This is a genomic window from Janthinobacterium sp. BJB426 (assembly GCF_002735705.1).
In the GTDB taxonomy this organism is placed as follows: domain Bacteria; phylum Pseudomonadota; class Gammaproteobacteria; order Burkholderiales; family Burkholderiaceae_D; genus Janthinobacterium.
In genome coordinates this window covers 344,234-363,435 of the sequence record NZ_PDZL01000005.1, presented here as the reverse complement: position 1 = coordinate 363,435, position 19,202 = coordinate 344,234, and the positions used below count along the sequence as shown (strand labels likewise).

At 56.8% G+C, this 19,202-nt stretch carries 16 protein-coding genes; 11 read left to right on the top strand and 5 right to left on the bottom strand.

Annotated elements, in window-relative coordinates:
• The first annotated feature begins 3 nt into the window (after nt 1-3).
• From wbjC to CSQ93_RS11485, 8 genes are all read left to right on the top strand, one after another.
• The gene (wbjC, locus tag CSQ93_RS11520; protein ID WP_099378201.1) at nt 4-1,107 is read left to right on the top strand and encodes a UDP-2-acetamido-2,6-beta-L-arabino-hexul-4-ose reductase; all 1,104 of its coding nucleotides are present in this window, start codon (nt 4-6) and stop codon (nt 1,105-1,107) included.
• A 2-nt stretch (nt 1,108-1,109) separates the two neighbouring features.
• Entirely contained in the window at nt 1,110-2,240 is a 1,131-nt protein-coding gene (wecB, locus tag CSQ93_RS11515) for a non-hydrolyzing UDP-N-acetylglucosamine 2-epimerase (RefSeq protein WP_099378153.1), read from the top strand.
• A 24-nt stretch (nt 2,241-2,264) separates the two neighbouring features.
• Nucleotides 2,265-3,500, top strand: a complete 1,236-nt coding sequence (locus CSQ93_RS11510; RefSeq protein WP_099378152.1) for a glycosyltransferase family 4 protein — start codon at nt 2,265-2,267, stop codon at nt 3,498-3,500.
• Between the two features lie 8 nt (nt 3,501-3,508).
• Nucleotides 3,509-4,114 (top strand): sugar transferase, encoded by a 606-nt coding sequence (locus tag CSQ93_RS11505; RefSeq protein WP_158301204.1) that lies wholly within the window; start codon nt 3,509-3,511, stop codon nt 4,112-4,114.
• On the top strand, nt 4,114-4,788 hold the full coding sequence (locus CSQ93_RS11500) for an acetyltransferase (protein ID WP_099378151.1): 675 nt from the start codon (nt 4,114-4,116) through the stop codon (nt 4,786-4,788). The genes CSQ93_RS11505 and CSQ93_RS11500 overlap by 1 nt, the downstream gene beginning before the upstream one ends.
• Nucleotides 4,778-5,968, top strand: coding sequence for a DegT/DnrJ/EryC1/StrS family aminotransferase (locus CSQ93_RS11495; RefSeq protein WP_233516140.1), 1,191 nt, complete (start codon nt 4,778-4,780; stop codon nt 5,966-5,968). The genes CSQ93_RS11500 and CSQ93_RS11495 overlap by 11 nt, the downstream gene beginning before the upstream one ends.
• 117 nt (nt 5,969-6,085) lie before the next feature.
• Complete coding sequence (locus tag CSQ93_RS11490; protein ID WP_099378149.1) at nt 6,086-8,023, top strand: polysaccharide biosynthesis protein; 1,938 nt, start codon at nt 6,086-6,088, stop codon at nt 8,021-8,023.
• A gap of 68 nt (nt 8,024-8,091) precedes the next feature.
• Nucleotides 8,092-9,330 carry a lipopolysaccharide biosynthesis protein gene (locus CSQ93_RS11485; RefSeq protein ID WP_099378148.1) on the top strand — a complete coding sequence of 413 codons (1,239 nt, stop codon included), beginning with the start codon at nt 8,092-8,094 and terminating at the stop codon, nt 9,328-9,330.
• A 38-nt stretch (nt 9,331-9,368) separates the two neighbouring features.
• On the opposite strand, the gene CSQ93_RS11480 is transcribed toward CSQ93_RS11485, so the two are convergent.
• On the bottom strand, nt 9,369-10,265 hold the full coding sequence (locus tag CSQ93_RS11480) for a sulfurtransferase (RefSeq protein WP_099378147.1): 897 nt from the start codon (nt 10,263-10,265) through the stop codon (nt 9,369-9,371).
• A gap of 137 nt (nt 10,266-10,402) precedes the next feature.
• Here CSQ93_RS11480 and dnaE point away from each other — a divergent pair, with 137 nt between their 5' ends.
• Entirely contained in the window at nt 10,403-13,942 is a 3,540-nt protein-coding gene (gene dnaE / locus CSQ93_RS11475; protein ID WP_099378146.1) for a DNA polymerase III subunit alpha, read from the top strand.
• Between the two features lie 63 nt (nt 13,943-14,005).
• Here dnaE and CSQ93_RS11470 read toward each other — a convergent pair whose 3' ends face one another.
• From CSQ93_RS11470 to CSQ93_RS11455, 4 genes are all read right to left on the bottom strand, one after another.
• Nucleotides 14,006-14,236, bottom strand: coding sequence for a DUF6139 family protein (locus tag CSQ93_RS11470; RefSeq protein WP_099378145.1), 231 nt, complete (start codon nt 14,234-14,236; stop codon nt 14,006-14,008).
• A gap of 133 nt (nt 14,237-14,369) precedes the next feature.
• Entirely contained in the window at nt 14,370-15,368 is a 999-nt protein-coding gene (locus CSQ93_RS11465; RefSeq protein ID WP_099378144.1) for a VirK/YbjX family protein, read from the bottom strand.
• A gap of 54 nt (nt 15,369-15,422) precedes the next feature.
• Nucleotides 15,423-15,962, bottom strand: coding sequence for a universal stress protein (locus CSQ93_RS11460; RefSeq protein WP_099378143.1), 540 nt, complete (start codon nt 15,960-15,962; stop codon nt 15,423-15,425).
• Between the two features lie 103 nt (nt 15,963-16,065).
• On the bottom strand, nt 16,066-16,887 hold the full coding sequence (locus CSQ93_RS11455; protein ID WP_158301200.1) for a MipA/OmpV family protein: 822 nt from the start codon (nt 16,885-16,887) through the stop codon (nt 16,066-16,068).
• Between the two features lie 157 nt (nt 16,888-17,044).
• Here CSQ93_RS11455 and CSQ93_RS11450 point away from each other — a divergent pair, with 157 nt between their 5' ends.
• Together CSQ93_RS11450 and CSQ93_RS11445 are read left to right on the top strand one after the other, a co-directional pair.
• Nucleotides 17,045-17,731 carry a response regulator gene (locus tag CSQ93_RS11450; RefSeq protein ID WP_099378199.1) on the top strand — a complete coding sequence of 229 codons (687 nt, stop codon included), beginning with the start codon at nt 17,045-17,047 and terminating at the stop codon, nt 17,729-17,731.
• Complete coding sequence (locus tag CSQ93_RS11445) at nt 17,728-19,116, top strand: ATP-binding protein (RefSeq protein ID WP_099378141.1); 1,389 nt, start codon at nt 17,728-17,730, stop codon at nt 19,114-19,116. The genes CSQ93_RS11450 and CSQ93_RS11445 overlap by 4 nt, the downstream gene beginning before the upstream one ends.
• The last annotated feature ends 86 nt before the right edge of the window (nt 19,117-19,202 follow it).

Here is a 19,202-nt window from a genome sequence, read left to right as displayed (position 1 = left end):
GCCATGAAAGTACTTGTTACTGGCGCAAATGGCTTTATCGGCAAGAATTTGTTGATTCGCTTGCGCGAGCGCGGCGACATTGATGTTCTTACTTTCGTACGTGGGGAAGTGCTGTCTTCCTTGGCAGAGAAGGTGGCCGAGGCCGACTTCATTTTTCACTTGGCTGGCGTAAATCGGCCACAAAATGAAGCCGAGTTTGTCGAGGGAAATGCCGACCTGACGCAGCGCCTTTGCGAAATCGTACGCGCTGATGGACGTGGTGTCCCTGTCCTGTATACCTCGTCTTCCCAGGCCAGCCGGGACAATCCGTATGGCATCAGCAAGCGTAGCGCGGAAGATGCGTTGCGGGCGCTGTCGTCTGAGGGCTTGGCGCGAACCTATATATATCGCTTGCCGAATGTCTTCGGTAAATGGTGCCGGCCTAATTACAACTCTGCTGTCGCGACATTTTCGTACAATATTGCGCATGGTTTGCCGATTCAGATCAATGACCCGGCCGTGCCGTTGCAGCTGGTATATGTCGATGATGTGATTACTGACTTTTTGCGCGTACTCGATACTCAGCCCGCGGCCGGAGAGCGCGAGGTCGCACCTGTCTATGCAATTACTGTAGGTGCACTTGCTCAACAGCTGCAGGCGTTTCGTGACAGCCGTACGTCCATGGTCATCGAGGCTGTGGGAACAGGTCTGATACGCGCCTTGTATTCCACCTATATCAGTTATTTCACCCCGGGGCAGTTTGCATATCCTTTGGTCCGCCATGCAGATCCGCGCGGCGTATTCGTCGAGATGCTCAAAACCCGCGATGCTGGGCAATTTTCCTACTTCACGGCACATCCCGGGATTACCCGTGGTGGACATTATCACCATACCAAGACAGAAAAATTTCTTGTCATAAAAGGACGTGCACGGTTTGGATTCCGTCAGATCGATACTGGCGAAACCTATACGCTGCTCACGGACGGCGAGACTCCGCAAGTTGTGGAAACCATTCCTGGATGGTCGCACGACATTACCAATATCGGTGAGGAGGAAATGATCGTGATGCTGTGGGCGAATGAGATATTTGACCGGGCACATCCAGACACTATCACGTACAAGGTTTAAAGATGAAAAAATTAAAAGTAATGACAGTGGTTGGCACACGTCCGGAGATCATTCGCTTGTCGCGTGTCATGGCCGTGCTGGATCGGCATTGCGATCATGTGATCGCCCATACCGGACAGAATTATGATTACGAGCTAAATGAGATTTTTTTCCAGGATCTGGAAGTGCGCAAGCCCGATCATTTCTTGAATGCTGCAGGAAGCAACGCGGCAGAAACCATCGGAAAAGTCATCATCGCGGTCGATGCGGTGCTGGAGCAGGAACGACCGGATGCCGTGTTGATCTTAGGAGATACGAATAGTTGTCTGGCTGCGATTCCCGCCAAGCGTCGCAAGATCCCTATTTTTCATATGGAGGCGGGTAATCGCTGTTTCGATCAGCGGGTACCTGAAGAAACGAATCGCAAGATTGTCGACCATACTGCCGATATCAATATGACCTATAGCGATATCGCACGCGAGTACCTGTTACGCGAAGGTTTGCCGCCCGACCGCATTATCAAGACTGGCAGCCCGATGTTTGAGGTCCTGCACCATTATATGCCAGGCATTGATGCCTCGAACGCGTTGGCACGCCTCGACCTGGAGGAGGGACAGTATTTTGTGGTCAGCGCACATCGTGAGGAAAATATCGATTCGGATGTCAATTTTCTCAAGCTGATGCAGGCACTGAATCTGGTGGCGGAAACCTATCAGTTGCCTGTCATTGTATCGACGCATCCGCGCACGCAAAAGCGCATTGATGCCAAGGGTTTCGTTTTTCATCCGCTGGTGCGCTTGCTCAAGCCGCTGGGCTTCAAGGACTATGTACATCTGCAGGCACGTGCGCGTGCCGTGTTGTCCGATAGTGGCACGATTACCGAAGAGTCTTCCATCCTGAACTTTCCCGCGCTGAATATTCGTGAGGCGCATGAGCGTCCCGAAGGCATGGAAGAAGCGTCTGTGATGATGACTGGTCTGGATGGCGAGCGCATCTTACAGGCATTGGCGATTCTGGAAACGCAATCCCGTGGCGCGCAGCGCAATTTGCGCCAGATTGCCGATTACAGCATGCCAAACGTATCGGAAAAGGTGCTGCGCATTATTCATAGCTATACCGACTACGTTAATCGCGTGGTGTGGAAGAAGGCATAAGCCCGTTCACGGAAAAGGAACCCCTTGCGTATTCTTTTGTTAACCCAGTGGTTTGATCCAGAGCCAACCTTCAAGGGGCTTTTATTTGCCCAAAAATTGCAGGAACTCGGACATGAAGTCGAGGTCGTTACTGGTTTCCCCAATTATCCTGAGGGAAAGATCTATGCTGGTTATCGTCAGTCGTGGTGCCATCGCGAAAGCATCGGCGGTGTGCGGATAGCACGCGTACCGCTTTATGCAAGCCATGATAGCTCTGCCTTGAAACGTCTGTTGAATTACTTTAGCTTTGCTTTGTCGTCCAGCCTGTACGGAATTTTCATGGCGCGCAAGGCGGATATCATCTACGTTTATCATCCGCCAATGACGGTTGGTGTCGCCGGCGCCTTGATCGGTTGGTTCCGGCGTACACCTTTTGTCTATGATATCCAGGATCTGTGGCCGGACACCCTGAAGGCGACGGGCATGATCGGTAATCCCCGCATATTGAGTGTCGCGGGGGCTGTGTGTAACTGGATTTATCGCCGAGCCAGCCATATTGTTGTGTTATCGCCGGGTTTTCGGAGTCTGTTGGCCGAGCGTGGGGTACCCGAGAAGAAAATGTCGCTCATCTACAATTGGTGTGATGAGACTGGGTTGCAAGCGCCAGTGGGCGGGGTTGCTGACCTGTCCTTTATGGATGGCCGCTTTAATGTGGTGTTCGCTGGGAATATGGGAAAGGCACAGGCGTTGGAAGCGGTCATCGCTGCTGCGCAGCTGGTGGCGGCGGAAGAGAGCCGTGTGCAATTTGTACTGGTTGGTGGCGGGGTTGAGGTGGAAAACCTCAAGGCTTTATGCGCGCGATCTAACTTGCAGAACTTGCGTTTTGTACCTCGCATGCCGATGAACGAGGTTGGCGAAGTATTGGCCCGTGCAGATGCCTTGCTGGTGCACTTGAAAGATGATCCTTTGTTCTCCATCACGATTCCATCCAAGACACAAGCTTATCTTGCTGTTGGGCGGCCAATTATCATGGCAGTGCGGGGTGACGCTGCTGACTTGGTGCGTGAAGCGGAAGCCGGTGTCGTGGCGATACCAGAGGACCCTGAGTCGATTGCGCAAGGCGTATTGCAACTTGCCCGGTTGCCGTTGCCCGTGCGCGAAACGATGGGTCAGAAGGCTGCTCAGTTCTATAAGAACAAGCTTTCCTTGAGTGTTGGTGTCGCCGCATTCATCAAGGTTTTTGAGCATGTTTTGTTTTCCAAAAAAAATGCTGGAAAGTAGTGATGCATATGTTGAAAAGAACCTTTGATTTCATGGCGGCCTTGTTCGCGATCATTGTGCTGTCGCCTCTGATCATCGTACTGGCATTGCTGGTCCGCATATTTCTCGGCAGCCCTGTCTTGTTCTCGCAAACACGTCCTGGGTTGCATGGACAGTCGTTTACCGTCTATAAATTTCGTAGCATGACGGATGAAAAAAATGCAATTGGTGAATTGTTGCCTGATGAGATACGTTTGACGCGTTTTGGCCAGTTTCTGCGGCGCAGCAGTCTCGATGAGCTGCCTCAATTGTTCAACGTATTGAAAGGAGATGTAAGTCTAGTAGGTCCAAGGCCATTATTGATGGAATATTTGCCGCTCTATTCTTCAGAGCAGGCTCGTCGGCATCTGGTACGGCCAGGTATCACAGGCTGGGCGCAGGTAAATGGACGTAATGCTATTAGCTGGGAACGAAAATTTGAACTGGATGTCTGGTATGTAGATCATCAGTCATTTCTTTTGGATATGAAAATATTGTTTCTTACAGTAAAGAAAGTGCTGGTCAAAGAAGGCATTAGCGCTGAAGGAGTGGAGACGATGCCACGCTTTCAAGGTGGTATCAAGGAAAAAAGCTAATGTATAAGAACCTGGTAATTTGGGGAATTGGCGGCATGGGACGCGAGGCGCATCAGATTGTCGAGGATATCAATGTAGTGGCACCTGAGTTCAACTTTCTCGGTTTTCTAGACGAAAAGCGGGAGAACCATGGATGCGATGTGCATGGGTTTCCTGTACTGGGTGGACTAGAATGGCTGGAGCAGCACAGTGATATCGATGTACATGTTGTAATTGCGATTGGCAATACGATCGCAAGAAAAAAAATCATTGCGCGCATTGAACAAAGCTGCGACGTGAAATTTCATAAACTGGTGCACCCGCAGGCTTGGATCGGAAATCGCGTAGTGATCGGTGATGGTGCGATTATTTGTGCAGGCGCGCGCTTGACCACGGATGTTGTGATTGGCAAGCATGTTATCGTGAATGTTGGTGCTGCGATTTTTCATGATGCACACATCCATGACTACGTCACTGTTGCACCGTCAGTCAATATTTCTGGCGCAGTGCAAGTTGGTGAAGGCTGCGATTTGGGAATCGGTAGCATCATTATCCAGGGGAAAAGTATAGGTCCCTGGTCGATTATCGGCGCCGGAACCGTTGTTATACATGACGTCGCATCTGACGTTACCGTTGTTGGCGTTCCCGCCAAAGTGATTAAAACTCGCCAGCCTGGCTGGCATCATGGATTATAAGATGAAATCTATATTACCTCCTCCTGCTGCATGGCCTGTTTATCCGGAAGACGAAATTGCTGTCGTAACGGATATATTGCGATCAGGGAAAGTTAACTATTGGACTGGCGATACCGGCCGGGCTTTTGAGCGTGAATATGCCTCCTATGTCGGGACCAAGCATGCCATTGCAGTTGCCAATGGAACCGTAGCGCTGGAGCTTGCACTTTATGCACTGGACATCGGTTCCGGTGATGAGGTTATTACTACCAGTCGTACTTATATCGCGTCGGCAAGCTGTGCAGTAATGCGCGGTGCCGTGCCTGTTATCGTCGACGTTGACCGCGACACGCAAAATATTTCGCCTGCTGCGATTCGTGCTGCAATCACGCCGAAAACCAGAGCGATTCTGGTTGTGCATCTGGCTGGCTGGCCATGCGACATGGATGCGATCATGGCCCTGGCCAAAGAATTTAATCTGAAGGTGATCGAGGACTGCGCACAAGCGCATGGCGCCACCTACAAGGGACGTCAAGTCGGGTCGATCGGTCATGCGGCGGCATTTTCTTTTTGCCAGGACAAAATCATATCAACCGGAGGCGAAGGTGGGATGATGACCACCAACGACGAGGCTGTGTGGGAAAAGGCCTGGGCTTACAAAGATATTGGTCGAAGCTACGATGCTGTCTACCGGCGCGAGCACCCACCAGGATTCCGCTGGTTGACAGAATCCTTCGGGACGAATTGGCGATTGACAGAGGTACAGTCGGCGATAGGTCGTCTGCAACTTGCCAAATTAAATGACTGGATCATCACACGCAAACAACATGCCGCTTTCTTGACCGAGGTGTTTTCCAAGATTCCCGCGCTGCGACTGACATTGCCGCCGCCTGAGATTGGCCATGCTTACTATAAGTATTATGTGTTCGTAAAGCCGGAATGTCTTGCGTCGGGTTGGAGCCGCGACCGTCTCATGGCTGAACTCAATGCCGCAGGTGTACCTTGCTTCTCCGGTTCTTGCAGCGAAATACATCTTGAAAAAGCATTCGAGAGCTTGCCTAAGCGTGCCGTCCACACGCCAGTGGCACATGAGCTGGGGGAGACGAGCCTGATGTTCTTGGTTCACCCTACGTTGGCGCCCGAGTACATGCGGGCGGTCGGTGAAGTGGTTCGAGCGGTATTTGCCGAGGCATCGCGTTAACTGCTTGCAGCGTATTTGGTACAGCGCCTGTGTCGGCGACGGCGCTGGCGTGAATTTTAGCGATGCCGTTCTGGCCCGTGAACGCGCCATAGTTTATATTTAGATGGGTAATAATTAATGAAACCGTTATTAAGTTTTTCGCGGTTACGTAAACAAATCGTCGCGATGATGGTGGATATGTTTTTCCTGCCATTTACTTTTTGCGTGGCGATTTTTTTACGTTTTGACGGCTTCAACCTCGCTTTGTTCCGGCCATATGTGTGGCTGATCATTGCAGCGCCACTGGTGGCCATTCCGATTTTTATCCGATTTGGTTTATACCGGGCCGTCATCCGTTTCATCGACTACAAGATTGTCTATGTGGTTATGATAGGAGTGACTCTCTCTGTCGCCGTGCTGGTGACATTGGCGGCGTTCGTGAGCGGTCTCAATGGCTTGTCGCGGGGTGTGTTTGGCATTTATTGGGTGAACGCCATCATGTACATGTTGGCTAGTCGATTCTTTGCGCGTGCCTATTTTATGCGGACAGCGAGAGCCGACGGTGGTGTGCGGGTTGCCATCTACGGTGCGGGAAGTTCCGGAAATCAATTGGCCCAAGCTCTGAACGGTGCCGGTGAATATCGCCCAGTGTTTTTTATTGATGATAAAAAGGAATTGCAAGGAGCAACTCTGGGCGGTATTCGTGTTTATGCACCAGAGGCGCTGCCGGAGTTGATCGTCGATAAACAGATTAGCAAGATTCTGGTCGCAATGCCCTCGTTGTCCAAGGCACAGCAACGTCGCATCCTGGATCAGTTGGAACCCTTGAAGATCAAAACACTCGTGACGCCGCCAATCAAGAGTCTGGTGAGTGGTATTGCGAGGGTACAAGATATTCGTGAAATCGAGATCGAGGATCTGCTGGGACGGGATGCGGTCGAGCCTGACCATGAATTGATGGCCATGTGCATTATTGGGAAATCCGTGATGGTGAGTGGCGCTGGGGGGTCGATAGGATCGGAACTGTGCCGTCAAATATTGCGCCAGCAGCCAGCCCGCTTGATCTTGCTGGAGATGTCGGAATTTGCGCTGTACTCCATTGAGCAGGAACTGCAAGCCTTGCGTAAGTCCTTGCGCATTGAGGTGGAATTGCTCCCGTTCCTGGGGTCGGTGCTGGAAACGGAGAAGTGCGAGAAGATTTTGCGCAGCTTCAATGTCGAAACGGTTTATCATGCTGCGGCCTACAAGCATGTGCCACTGGTCGAACATAATCCGATCGATGGTATTCGCAATAATGCGCTTGGCACATGGAGCCTGGCAGAGGCGGCAGTATCGGCTGGCGTGAAGCGTTTTGTATTGATTTCGACCGACAAGGCAGTGCGTCCGACGAATGTTATGGGATCGACAAAACGGATGGCCGAATTGATTTTGCAGGCATTTTCGCGCAAGCAAACGCATACCTGTTTTTGTATGGTGCGTTTCGGGAATGTGCTGGGTTCTTCAGGATCTGTCGTGCCGTTGTTCCGCAAGCAAATTATGGCAGGTGGTCCCATTACCATCACGCACCCGGAGATAACCCGTTACTTCATGACGATTCCTGAAGCGGCTCAACTGGTATTGCAGGCGGGAGCGATGGGGGCTGGTGGAGATGTATTTGTGCTGGACATGGGTGATCCGGTAAAGATTGTTGATCTCGCCAAGCGTATGGTTCACTTGAGTGGACTGGAAGTGAAAAACGAGTCGACCCCTGACGGAACGATTGAGATTCACCATGTGGGCTTGCGGCCGGGCGAAAAGCTGTATGAGGAATTGTTGATTGGTGAGAATGTCGAAGGGACTGAACATCCACTGATTATGCGGGCGCAAGAGTCGGAAATTCCTTGGCAACAATTGGAGCCAATGTTGAATGAAATGACGCAGGCCTGTAATAATTTTGACCATGAACAAATACGTGTTTTGTTGTTGCGGATTGTGCGTGAATATGCGCCGCAGTGCGGTATTGAGGACCTGCTTTGGTCAGTACAATATAGCCGGACTGCATGCGATTACAAGCCGGTGGTTACATTGGCACGTTGACCGTAAGAAAAGGTACGTGTCTGTGTTAATTGACTTGGTAGCGGTTAATGAAATATTTGAAGAGAATTATGAAAAAATTAGATGATATGCCTGAATTGAAAAGAAATAGCAGCGATGAACCTATCGTGTGGCGCGAAGTGTTTTCCATATTGTGGGATGGTCGTAAGACATTAGTGGGTGGCACGGCGCTGATCATGATATTGGGCGTATCGAGCACGATGTATTTCTCCAAATACCGCAGCGATGGATTTTTGCAGTTTGGTGGCCCCATTCCATTGATTGTCAAAACTGACGTGGATAACAAGAGCAAGGAGCCAGCGAATGGAATTTCCTTGGCGGACTATAAACGTTACGCTGCTGCTTACACCACCGGTAGCAGGTTTAATGATTTTGTAGTGCAAAACAAGCTGCAGGGCGATCCTGCACTGAGTGAGCTGCGCAAGGCTTTCTTCTCGCGTGATGGCATTGGAAAGATTATTGAGCCGGTATATCCATTTACCAAAATCGATGCTAAAGAATTGATGGAGCCGCCGAAAGATAGCGACAACAACGTGATTGGCTTGCGCATCAATTTTGAGGCACGTAATCCTGCCGATGCACAGGCGATGGTTGCGTTTCTGGGGCGGTATGCAATGGATAGTATCGTGTATCTGATTTATTCCGATGCCTTGCGGTTTAAGCACGCTGAAATTACGACAAGAATTACTCGCTTGGATAATCAGATTATCGATCTTAAAGACAAGCTTGAAAGTTACCAGCGTAAAGGTGGAGCGTTGAAGCAGATCGTCAGCCATTATCCGGATGCGATAAACCAGGGGAACAGGCAAGTGGTCACAATTACAGAAGAGAATTCCCGCTACCTGTCGCCAGTAACCCATCTTATGTCGACAGAACTGGAAGCACTGTCGGCGAATGAGTTGATTATCAAATTTCAACGCGAAAAAAAGCAGAACTTGCTGATGCGTGAATATTACGATAAGGCCAAAGTTTTAATCGACAACAATAAATCCGGTGAAGCAGTGTTGCGCGCGCTGGAGGAGATAAAAGAAGGGGTCTTCAAGAGCAAGGATTTGAATGATGAGTTGGTGAAGGAGGTGTACAACCAGATCACCATTGATAATCAAAGTGCCATGAATGTGTACCTTGAGAAAAGCCGTTTCATTGCAGGACCGAGCTTACCGGAACATCCGTCGACCAGACTTTCGACCGCTTTGATGATGAGCTTCCTGGGAGGTGTATTACTTTCCGGATTACTTGTGTTGGCGCGCCAATGGGTGACGACCAAGTCAAAAAAACCGGCTAAGTAAGCCGGTTCTGAGGGGACGTCGGGTAAATTACCTGTAATTTATTCGACGTGCTTGTTGTAGCAATGCGGGCATGACACCTCATACACATATTCCGGCGCCAGCTGCTGGCGCGGCGTGACGACGGCGCGGCAGACAAAGCACTGCACCGTTTCCGTCGGTTCCAGTTTCGGGTTCAGCGCCGTGCGGTAGTCGAACACGAAGCAGTCGCCCGTGTAGTGCTCGCCGCCCACTTCTTCGAAATACTTCAGGATGCCGCCGTCGAGCTGGTACACGCTGTCGTAGCCGATTTCCTTCATGTGGATGGCGGCCTTTTCGCAGCGGATGCCGCCCGTGCAGAAGGTCACGACGGTCTTGCCTTCCAGTTCATCCTTGTGGGCGGCCGCCACGGCCGGAAACTCCGTGAACTTGTCGATGCGGTAATCAAGCGTATTGTTGAACGTACCCACGTCCACTTCAAAGGCGTTACGCGTTTCCATCATGACCACGGGTTTGCCTGCATCGTCGACGCCGGCATCTAACCAGCGCTTGAGCGTGTGCGCGTCGACGGACGGGGCGCGGCCCAGTTCCGGCTTGATCAGCGGCATGCGCATGGTGATGATTTCTTTTTTCAGCTTGACCAGCATGCGCTTGTGCGATTGCTCGTTCGACAAGCTTTCTTTCCACTCGAGGTCGGCCAGACGCTCGTCGCTGCGCACCCAGGCGAGAAAGGCATCGATATGCTCGCGCGTGCCGGACAGGAACATGTTGATGCCTTCCGGCGTCAGCAGGATCGTACCCTTCAGGTCCAGCGCCAGGCATTGCTCCTGATACAAGGGACGCATGGCTTCCGTATCGGCTAGCGTGATGAATTTATACGCGGCAATATTGACAAACGTGGCGGCGGGCGGGCTGACGGCGGCGGAAACGGCGGGTGTTGCTGGGGTGATGGCTTGCATGATGGCGATCGGGTTAGACTGAACAGCCGATATTATAAGCCCGACAGGCCAGGCGGGATACCCGGTCCGCATCCGCGACGCGGTAGAATAGACCCCATTGAATTTTGCACGAAACGGTACACAGGATGGAAATGGTAATGCAAGAGGCCGGCGCTCCGGCAGGTTCACAGCAAGCGATGCAGCCCGGTCCTGCCTTCGTCCACTTGCGCGTGCACTCGGAGTACTCGATCGTCGATGGCCTGGTGCGCATCGACGACGTGGTCAAGGCGGCGGCGAAGGACAAGCAGGTGGCGCTGGCCGTCACCGACCTGTCGAACCTGTTCGGCATGGTCAAGTTCTACAAGGAGGCGCGCGGCAAGGGCATCAAGCCCATCGTCGGCGTCGACGTGTGGATCACGAATGACGACAACCGCGAAAAACCATCGCGCCTGCTGTTGCTGGCGAAGAACCGCATGGGCTATCTGCAACTGTGCGAACTGCTGTCGACGGCCTGGCTGACGAACCAGTACAAGGGGCGCGCCGAGCTGCGCATCGAGTGGCTGCAGGCCCTGGCGACGAATACCTACGAGCTGTATCCGGGCGAAAGCGCGGCGAATGGCTTGATCGTGCTGTCGGGCGCGCACTTTGGCGATGTCGGTATTGCTATCGAGAATGGCAACCTGGCCCTGGCCGAGCGCAACGCCCAGCGCTGGGCCGAGATTTTCCCTGGCCATTTCTATGTCGAGATCCAGCGCGGCGGCCAGGCCAACCAGGAAGCGCAGGTGCGCCATGCGGTGGCCCTGGCGGCCAAGCTGGGTTTGCCCGTGGTGGCCACGCATCCCGTGCAATTTATTTCTCCAGAAGAATTTATTGCCCACGAAGCCCGCACCTGTATCGCCGAAGGCGAAATGCTGGCCAACGCCAAGCGCGTGAAACGCTTTAACGACAGTCAGCGCTTCCTGTCGCAGGCTGACATGGCGGAACTGTTCGCCGACTTGCCGGCCGCGCTGGCCAATTCCGTGGAAATCGCCAAGCGTTGCAACTTGACCCTGACCCTGGGCAAGCCGCAGTTGCCGAATTTCCCCACCCCGCCCGGCATGACGATCGACCAGTTCCTCGTCGCCGAATCGCAGGCCGGCCTGGAAAAACGCTTATTGCAGCTGTATCCCGATGCCGAGCGCCGTGAAAAGGAGCGCCCGCGCTACGAGTCGCGCCTGAAGTTCGAGACGGACACGATTTGCAACATGAAGTTCCCCGGCTACTTCCTTATCGTGGCCGAGTTTATCCAGTGGGCCAAGGAAAACGGCGTGCCTGTCGGTCCGGGCCGCGGTTCGGGTGCGGGTTCGCTGGTGGCGTATTCGCTGCTGATTACCGACCTTGACCCATTGCAGTACAACCTGCTGTTCGAGCGCTTTTTGAATCCCGAGCGCGTCTCGATGCCCGACTTCGATATTGACTTTTGCCAGGAAGGGCGCGACCGCGTCATTCAGCACGTCAAGGATTTGTATGGGAAGGAGGCGGTCTCGCAGATCGCCACCTTCGGTACCATGGCGGCCAAGGGCGCGATCCGCGACGTGGGCCGCGTGATGGACTTCGGCTACAACTTCTGCGACGGCATCTCCAAGCTGATTCCGTTCAAGCCGGGCAAGCCCGTGTCGATCGCCGATGCCATCGAAGAGGAACCATTGCTCAAGGAGCGCCTGGAAAACGAGGAAGAGGTCAAGCAGCTGCTGGACCTGGCGCAGCAGGTCGAAGGCATCACGCGCAATATCGGCATGCACGCGGGGGGCGTCCTGATTGCCCCGGGCAAGCTGACGGATTTCTGCCCGCTGTACACGCAGGGCGGCGATTCGGGCGTCGTGTCGCAGTACGACAAGGATGACGTGGAAGCCGTCGGCCTCGTGAAGTTCGACTTTTTGGGTCTGACGACCCTGACGATTCTCGACCGCGCCGTGCGCTACATCAAGCAGCTTGATCCCGCGCAAGCCAATTTCGATCTGGCAACGTTGCCGCTGAACGACAAGCCATCGTATGACTTGCTGACCAAGGCCAAGACCGTGGCCGTGTTCCAGCTCGAGTCGCGCGGCATGCAGGGCATGCTGAAAGATGCGCGCCCCGACCGTTTCGAAGACATTATCGCGCTCGTGGCCTTGTATCGTCCGGGTCCGATGGACCTGATTCCCGACTTCTGCAAGCGCAAGCACGGTGAGCGTTTCGATTATCCCGATCCGCGCACGGAATCGATTCTGTCCGAAACCTACGGCATCATGGTGTATCAGGAGCAGGTGATGCAGATGGCGCAGATCGTCGGCGGCTACTCGCTGGGCGGCGCCGACATGCTGCGCCGCGCCATGGGTAAAAAGAAGGCCGAAGAGATGGCCGAGCACCGCGAAATCTTCCGTGCCGGTGCGGCGAAAGATGGCTTGACGGCGGAAAAGGCCGACGAGATCTTCGACTTGATGGAAAAGTTCGCCGGCTACGGTTTCAATAAATCGCACGCCGCCGCCTACGCCTTGCTGTCGTATCACACGGCTTACCTGAAAGCGCACCACACGGCCGCCTTCATGGCCGCCAACTTGTCGCTGGCCATGGACGACACGGACAAAATCAAGATACTGGTGGAAGACTCGCTGGAAATCTGCAAGCTGACCTTGTTGCCGCCGGATATCAATGAATCCGATTACCGCTTCATGCCGAGCGGCGCGGCGCCGTCCGTGAGCGGCAAGAAAGTCACGCAGATCCGCTATGGTCTGGGCGCCGTGAAAGGCTCGGGCCAGAACGCCATCGAAGCCATCATCGCCGCGCGCGAGGCGGGCGGGCCATTTACGAGCCTGTTCGATTTCTGCAAGCGCGTGGATAAAAAGCAGATCAACCGCCGCACCATCGAATCCCTGATCCGCAGCGGCGCCTTCGATTGCCTGAAGGTCGACCGCGCCATCCTGCTCGCGTCCGTGGCGTTCGCCATGGAATGCGCCGACCAGGCGGCCAAGGCCGCCAACCAGGTGAGCTTGTTTGGCGGCGACGACAGCGACATGGTGGCGCCGCCCGAGTACGTCAAGGTGCCCGTGTGGAGCGACAAGCAGCGATTGACGGAAGAAAAGATCGCGCTGGGCTTTTACCTGTCCGGCCACCTGTTCGATTCGTATGCGCCCGAGGCGCGCCGTTTTGCGCGCACGAAACTGTCGGAACTGTCGCCGTCGCGCGAACCGCGCATGATGGCTGGCGTCATCACGGGCTTGCGCACGCAGATGACGCAGCGCGGCAAGATCCTCATCGTCACGCTGGACGACAAGAGCGGCACGGTGGAGGTGACGGTGTACGGCGAACTGTTCGACTCGAACCGGAAAATCTTCAAGGAAGATGAATTCCTGGCCGTCGTGGGCAAGGTCTCGGAAGACCGTTTTTCGGGCGGCTTGCGCATCACGGCCGAGAGCGCCTTCGACATCATCTCCGCGCGCGTGCAATATGGCCGCCAGCTGGGCTTGACCTTGCCCACGACGCTGGACATGAAACGCATCAGCGACGTGATCATGCCGCACCGGGCGGCAGACGGACTGCCGATCGCCGCCAAGGTCAGCCCGCAAGGCGTCAGCTGCGTGCTGCAGTTTGGGGACGAATGGAAAGTGGCGCCATCGGATGAATTGCAGATGGCGCTGGAGCAGATGCTGGGCGCGCAAGAAGTGGCGGTCGAATACTGACCGGCACCGCCCGGCGCAGGCAACAAAGCCAAACCGCAGACATGCTGGTTTGGCTTTTTTCGTTTACATGTCTTTCAGGCCTGTGATCGCATAGCCTTTGGCGGCGATCTGCTGGTGCGGCTGTTCGATATGGTAGCTGGGCAAGATCTCGGCATCGTCGGCCACTTCGCTGGCGCGTACTTCCAGCTGCCAGTCAGTATTGGTAACTTCTTCCGGAATGAGCTTTCCTTCCGGCACGGCGAGATAGGAAAAAATGCCGTCGTGCTCGGCCCGGCGGTAGATGTCTACGCGCATGAGTGCCTCCTAGTAAGCGTTGGGGGAACCGGCGCACCGCAGGGCATGCCGATAGTGCTAGCGTAACAGGATTGCGCCGCGCATGGGTTGAAGCGTGTGCCGCAGGAGCGCCATCGCGCGGTGGCCAGGGGACTCAGGCGACAGCGGAGGCGTAGTCGTCGTCATCCAGATCGACCGCTTGCCGTACCTCGTTGGCGGCTGTCGCAGCGCCTGCCGAGGCGACCTGCACCGGGCTGCGATGGGTATCGAGGCCGCTACGCAGGCTGCTGATCATGGCCAGCGTCAGTTCGTGGCGTTTGCGTGCTTCCGAGCGCTTTTTCGAGGGTATGTCTTCCAGGACAGGCAGGGGCAGGTTTTCGCATGGCAGCTCAAAATCGCCATCCTTGCGTGCCTGCGCGCCAAGTTCTTGCCAAAGGGAATTGTAATCGGCGAACAGCCGGCCCTTTTTTGCGGAATGGTGGACGGCGCGGTTGGCGTTGCCTACAAGCACCATATTGCGGCAGCCATGTTCATGTCCCAGCTGGCGCACCAGGCGCACCATCAGGGCCTTGGGGCGCATGCCATGCAGGTCGCGGGTTGCCTCGCGCACGCGGCGCAAGCCTTCCGCGCCGCGCGGACCCTGGATGCAACCGATGCCCACGCCCATGCTGGCGCGCGCGCGGGAACCGAAAAAGGAAAACGCGACCGAGTAGATCACGTCATCGCCATGCGCCAGTTGCAGGACCATCTCGCCTTCGCGGTCCATCGGTTGTAGCGAACACAGCTGCAGGTGGTAGGGCGCGCCCGATTTTCCCGGTACGGTACCCAGCCGCACGGGCGCGCGCGCCGCCTGCGTCATCAACTTGCCCCAGCCTTGTTGCAGGATGAAATGATAGTGCTCGACCAGCAAGGCGACGCGCTGGCGGCATGACAGGTTCGTGCTCAGGTAAGGGCGGTACACCTTGTGCATCAGGCGCGGGTAGGCTTGCAGCAAGTCCTGGAACACGGGGTGGGAATTGAGCAACTGCAGCCAGATGCGCGTCTGCCTGCGCTGCAGCTGTGCCCGCAATTGCAGCTTGAGCAGCTCGCGTACGCGGGACATGCCTGGTGGCATATTGCTCAGGCCCGCGTGCAGGGTAATAGCTTGTGTCATCAAAGAGTTTTCATGTGGATGTGGATGGGCCTGGCGCAGGGTGCTGGCTGCGCTTCAGGCCGGCGGCGGCCCGCTCATGCCGTCGGTGTCGGCCAGCAATACCGTGGCGCTGCGCGTGGCGCGCGCCAGTTTGCGCGCCAGCGCACCGGAAAAACGGCGCTGCCAGGGACTATGGCGCAGGGCTGGCAGGACGATTTCGTGGCAACCGAGCAGTTCGGCCGTATCGAGGATCGTAAACAGCAGCTCGCCGGCAAAAATATGCGTGCTGAAGGCGAGTTGAGAGCGGCTCAGATACAGTCCCGCCTCGTGCATCATCTGCTGCGTGGCCAGGTCCAGCGCATGGCATGCGCCGGCGCTGTGCTGGGGCAAGCCATCTGTCCGGCGCGCTGGCGCCGGTGTCACGTGCAGCAGGCTGACGCTGACCTGGATGCCCCATTCCTGCAGGCGCCTGGCGTAGCGCGCACCGTAGATGATGTCGCTGGCGCGCTTGACGGGCAAGAGCAGCAGCAAGGTATCCTGGCCCGGCTTGCCGCAGGCGCCCGCGGCGCTGTCCGGGGCGCGGTGGCGTTGCGGGGCAAGGCGCGATGCATGCATGGAAGGAGTGGCCGTGGTGGAAAAACCAGTTCATCTTATCCATGCCCCCGCGCCCTGTAAATTGGCGAAACAGCGTACGGGTTCCCCTTATGCCGCGCTTGTTTTAATAGCGGTAGGTGACATACACGGCACCGATCGGGGAGGTCTTGCGCTGCACGATGGGGCTCTTGGCCGCGTCACCCAGGCGGCTCTCGACGCCGACCAGGGTATTGATGCCCCAGCGCGCATCGAAGCGGTGCTCCCAGTTGACGGTGGCCTGGGCTTCATAGAAACCACCCTTGGGCGTGTATTGCTTGAACGAGGTATTCGCAGCCTGGGAGGCCGTCACGCCATACATGGTCTGCACGTACTTGCGCTCGCCCCAGCCCAGCTGGCCGCCGATGCTCACGCTGTCCTGCTGCACGCCCTTGGCGTCGGCCCGGCCATAGATCTGGCCTGTCGCGCCGAAATGCACATTCGCGCCATTTTCGCGATTCGACAGGGGAATGTCGCTCGACACGCTCAGTGACAGGCCCGGCAAGGGCGAATAGCCCGCGCTGAGCAGGGCGCTGGCGTTGCCCTTGACTTCGCCCATGCCCTTCAGATAATCGCTGCCGCCGAAGCCGTTGATGCCCGTGCGCTTGTGGTCTTCGCGCTTGCCGCGGTAGCCCAGCGCGGCGCTGTAGCTGAAGGGCCCGGCCTGGCCGCCATAACCGAGGCCGCGCGAGGTGCTGATGAACAAGCCATTGGCCATGGCGTAATCAAGGATGATCAGGGGCGAGGCCGACAGCTTGTCGGCACCGGAATAGCTGGACACGGCAGCGACGCCGCCGCCGATGGTGAAGACATTTTCCGCAGCGGGTTCGGCCGCCGCGGCGGCCAGCGGGTTGAGGATCATGCCGCTGGCGAGTGCCAGCGCGGTCAGCAGGGTTGTGGGTGCGTGCATGGTGTTTTCCGTCAGGTGGAGAACCGAGGCCGGAGTGGCTCGATTGACTGCCGACAGTATCCATCCTTGCCATGAAGGAAAAATGAGCCTTTTATTAAGATTGTATGAAGAGCGCTTCTTTACCCATTCTTCAGCTTGCGGTGGTTTAATACTCACCATGAAGATACTGCTGATTGAAGACGATATGGACCTGGGCAATGGCGTGCGGATCGCCCTGCGCGACCAGGGCATGCAAGTGGTCTGGGTGCGCAGCCTGGAGGATGCGGCGCGCAGCATCGAGCACGACAGTTGTGAGCTGGTGTTGCTGGACCTGGGCTTGCCCGACGGCGATGGCCTTGATTTGCTGGCCCGGCTGCGCGCGGCGCGCCTGCCGGTGCTGATCCTCAGCGCCCGCGATACGCTGGAACAGCGCTTGCGGGGCCTGGACGGCGGCGCCGACGATTACCTGGTGAAGCCCTTCGTGCTGGCCGAGCTGCTGTCGCGCGTGCGCGCCTTGGCACGCCGCAGCTATGGCTTCGATGGCGACACCATCGAATTGCGCGGCTTGCTGCTGCAGGTGCCCACGCGCAGGGTCAGCGTACATGGCCGTCCCGTAGAGTTGACGGCCAGTGAGTATGCCCTGCTGAAGACCTTGCTGATGCGCGCCAACCGGGTCATCACGCGCCGCGTGCTGGAAGAGCATATCTTGCCCGGCGGGCTGGCGAATGCCAGCAATACCCTGGATGTGCATATGGGCAACCTGCGCCGCAAGATCGGCGAGGGATATATCCGTACCGTGCGCGGTGTCGGCTATGTCATCGACCAGCAGGGCGAGACATCCACTTCGCCCGGTGCCGGCGCATGATGGGGCGTTTCTGGGCCATGCTGCGCCGGCCCACCCTGGTGCGCCGCCTGATGATGGCGCAAATGCTGATGCTGACCGTGCTGTGGAGCCTGGCCGTGGCGTATGTGCTGTTCGAGGGAACGAGCGAAGCGAGTACTGTGAGCCGCGGCGTCTTGCACGCCATTATCAGCGTGGCCGATAACCTGGCGGAGCAGCCGCAGCGCCAGGAACAAAGCTTGCGCGCCATCGACGAAGCCTTGCGCGAGGAATTTGAAATGGGGCAGGTGCCGGAGCTGGCGCCGCGCATCCTCGTCTGGCGCGAAGGCAAGCTGGTCTACAAGTCCCCCGCAGCGCCCAGCGGCATCCGCAGCGCCGGGCCCGAGCAGATGGAGGTGGTGTATATCAAGGGCCAGGCCTGGCGCAGCCGCAGCCTGTCCGAAGGGGCCACGCGCGTGACGGTGCTGGAGGTGGGCGGTGCCTGGCAATTTTTCATCACGATCAATTCACGCGGCTACTACCTGTTGCCGCTGCTGATCAGCCTGCCGTTCCTGCTGGTGCCGGCCTGGCTGTCGATTCGCCTGGCCATGCGCCCATGGCGCAAGGTGGCGCAGGAAGTGGCGGCGCGCGGACCGCAGGATTTGCGGCCGCTGGCCTTCAAGCCGCCGCATGGCGAACTGGCGGCGCTGGTCGACAATATCAATGCCCTGCTGCAGCGGGTCGATGCCAGTGCGGCGCGCGAACGCAGCTTCATCGCCGACGCCACGCATGAGCTGCGCACGCCGCTGGCGGCCATGCGCGTGAATGTCGAAGCCTTGCAGGGGCAGGCGCACGATGCACGCCAGCAAGAGCTGCTGGACGGTATCTTGAACAGCGGCAACCGCGCCACCCGTCTGGTAGGCCAGCTGCTGCAGCTCACGCGCAGCGAAGTGCAGGCGGGCGGGGGCGAGTTGCCGCGGCGGCAGGCGCTCGATACTTTGCTGCAAGACCGCCTGGCGGCTCTGTCCGGCCTGGCCCAGGCGGGCGATATCGAGCTCGAATTGCAAGCCAGCGTCTCGCTCAGCGTAGCCGGACAGCGCGAGAGCCTGGTCTCGCTGATCGACAACCTGGTGGAGAACGCCATCAAGTACAGCCCGCGCGGCAGCAGCGTGACCGTGTCGCTGCATGCGGAGCGGGGCCAGGCCGTGTTGCATGTGGCCGATCAGGGACCGGGCATCGCGCCGGCGCTGTATGAACGCGTATTCGACCGTTTTTTCCGCGCGCCGCAGCAGGCGCAGCCGGGTAGCGGCCTGGGCTTGTCCATTGTCGCGTCCGTCGTGCGCCAGCACGGCGGCACGATTCAGTTGCACAGAGGCAATGGCGGTCTGGGCTTGCTGGTGGAGGTGCGCTTGCCGCTGGCCGAGGCCTGACTGCGCTGGCGCCCTTGCGGCATTGCATGAAGATTATTTCATGTGCTTATAACGCAAGATGGCATGGCGTGGCGCACGCTTGCGAT